The 2,575-nt window shown below is 68.4% G+C and carries 3 protein-coding genes; all 3 read right to left on the minus strand.

Annotation, left to right across the window (positions count from 1 at the left end; all coding sequences use genetic code 11):
- Positions 1–114, minus strand: a 114-nt coding sequence (locus HUU95_RS14000) for a glycosyltransferase (RefSeq protein WP_174280660.1), incomplete at its 3' end; no start/stop codon positions are given.
- Positions 111–1,331, minus strand: a complete 1,221-nt coding sequence (locus tag HUU95_RS14005; RefSeq protein ID WP_174280661.1) for an FtsW/RodA/SpoVE family cell cycle protein — start codon at positions 1,329–1,331, stop codon at positions 111–113. The genes HUU95_RS14000 and HUU95_RS14005, both read right to left, overlap by 4 nt.
- On the minus strand, positions 1,328–2,509 hold the full coding sequence (gene murD, locus HUU95_RS14010) for a UDP-N-acetylmuramoyl-L-alanine--D-glutamate ligase (protein ID WP_254602813.1): 1,182 nt from the start codon (positions 2,507–2,509) through the stop codon (positions 1,328–1,330). The genes HUU95_RS14005 and murD overlap by 4 nt, the downstream gene beginning before the upstream one ends.
- Positions 2,510–2,575 lie beyond the last annotated feature (66 nt).

The following is a 2,575-nucleotide window of genomic DNA, read 5'->3' on the forward strand; positions in this document are numbered from 1 at the left end:
GTCGCTGACCAGCGCCACGCGATGCCCGCGCCGGGTCAGCTCGGCGGCGAGTGCGGCGGCCGGCACCATGTGCCCGCCCGTGCCGCCGGCGGCGAGGACGAAGTGCCGGCTCATCCCTGCCCCCACCGCACCACGTACGGGCTGCGCGTCAGGAACGGGTTGCGCCGGGTGAAGGCGAGCAGCAGCCCCATGCCGATCGACAGCGCGATCATCGACGAGCCGCCATAGCTGATGAACGGCAGCGTCATGCCCTTGGACGGCGCCAGCCCGGTGTTGACCGCCATCGATACCAGCGCCTGCGCACCGAACTGGATCGCCAGCCCCGCGCTGGCGAGCAGCTTGAACTCGTCCTGTTCGTCCAGCAGCTTGACGAACACGCGCACCACGACGGCCAGGAAGACGATCGCGATGGCGGCACACGCGATCAGCCCGAACTCCTCGCCGATGACGGAGAAGATATAGTCGGTATGCGCCTCCGGCAGCCCGAACTTGGCATGGCCCCCACCTGGGCCCGTCCCCGTCCAGCCGCCCGCGACCAGCGTCGCGTGCGCGGCGTTGACCTGAAAATGGTCGCCCGCGCCCTCGCCATCGACCGAGGGGAACAGGAATGCGTCGATCCGCGCGCGCGCCGTGCCATAGAACAGGTACGCCGCGCCCAGCCCCACCGGCACGGCGGCGACGATGCCGCCCAGCAGCCGCATCGGCGCGCCGGCGATCGCCAGCAGCGCGAACCAGACGAGGCAGAAGATCACCGTCTGCCCGAAATCGGGCTGCATCATCAGCAACGCCGCGACGCCACCGATCATCCCGACCGTGAGCGGCAGGATCGGCAGCTCCTCGTCCCTCGATCGCAGCGACAACAGCCAGGCGAGCGCCACGATGAAGAAGGGCTTGAGGAACTCCGACGGCTGGAACTCCGCCAGCCCGACGCCGATCCAGCGCCGCGCGCCATTGTGCGCGGCGCCGATCAGCGGCGTCGCCGCCAGCGCCACCGCGAACACCAGCGCGCCGAGCAGCGCCAGCCGCCGCGCGGTCGCCACCGGGAGCATCGAGACGCCGAGCAGCACCGGCACGGAGACGCTGACCCACATCACCTGCCGCCAAAAATAATAGAGCGGGGTCAGATGGTGGTGATCCCCCGAATAGCGGATCGCGGTAGCCGGGCTGGCGGCGGCGACCGCGATCAGCCCGATCGCGATCAGGAAGAAGGTGAGGCCCAGCAGCACCCGGTCGACATCGAAGAACCATGCGCCGAGCGGCGACCGGTCCCCACGCCCGCCGCGCCGCTTGACCTTGGCGATCAGGGTATCGGAACGAGCGGCATCGGTCATGCCAGCGCCTCCACCAACGCCCGGAACGCCTCGCCCCGCGCCTCGAAGTCGCGGAACTGATCGAAGGACGCGGCGGCGGGCGATAGCAGCACCGTGTCGCCGGGAAGAGCGAGATGCGACGCTGATTTTACCGCCACGTCGAGCGTGACAGAGTGCTCGACCATGCGCACCTTGTCGGCCAAGAGGTTGGCAAAGGCGGGACCCGCCTCGCCGATCGTGTACGCCGCAACGACATTGCCGATGTGCGGCAGGCAGGGGTCAAGATCGCCCCGCTTCGCGCGCCCGCCGACGATCCAGTGCACGCGCGCGAACGCCGCCAGCGCGGGCGCGGCGGACTCGGGATTGGTCGCCTTGGAGTCATCCACGAACGCGACCCCGCCATGCTCGCCGACGCGCTGCATCCGGTGGGGCAGGCCGGAGAAGGTGCGTAGGCCCTCAGTGATGATCTGACTCTCGGTTTCCAGAGAGTGAACTACCGCGATGGCTGCCGCAGCATTCTCGGCATTGTGTGGGCCTTGCAGCGATGGCCAATCACGCTGCAATCCGATTTGGTCGCCAAAGATCGCTGCTTCACCGTCGAACACGCTGACGCCTAGAAACTCCAGCATGTCGGTATCCGCCCACAGCGTCTGGCCTGGCTTGTACCGAAGCACGTCATTGTAAATCTTCGCCGACTGCTCCGCCGATGTGGTGATAGACATGTGGCTGGTGGATTGCATCTCGAACAGCCGCGCCTTGCTCGCGGCATACGCCTCGAAGCTCCCGTACCGATCGAGATGATCCGGCGTGATGTTGAGCAGCACCGCCACGTCGCAGTCGAGCGTTTGGGTCAGGTCAAGCTGGTATGACGACAGCTCCAGCACATACACGCCGCCCGCCGGCAACGGCTCGGCGGCCAGGATCGGCAGCCCGATATTGCCGCCCATCAGCGCCGGCACGCCCGCCGTTCGCAGGATGTGGTGAACGAGCGCGGTGGTGGTCGACTTCCCGTTCGTGCCGGTGATGCCCACCACCTTGTGCGGCGGTAGCCCGGCGCGCGCCTGCGCGAACAGCTCGATGTCGCCGATGATCGGCACGCCCGCCGCGCGCGCCACCTCCGCGATCGGATGCGTGTTGAGCGGCACGCCCGGCGACACCACCAGCGCGTCGAAGCCGGCCAGGTCGTCGAGGGGAGCGATAACGAGCCCCTCCCCTTCAGGGGAGGGGTTGGGGTGGGGCGTCGCCTCAGACACCGGCTCCGGTCG

The organism is Sphingomonas bacterium (genome assembly GCF_903643065.1).
In the GTDB taxonomy this organism is placed as follows: domain Bacteria; phylum Pseudomonadota; class Alphaproteobacteria; order Sphingomonadales; family Sphingomonadaceae; genus Sphingomonas.

Excerpts from the sequence above, each read along its gene's own strand:
- HUU95_RS14005 (WP_174280661.1), bottom strand. The coding sequence starts at position 1,331 with ATGACCGATGCCGCTCGTTCCGATACCCTGATCGCCAAGGTCAAGCGG.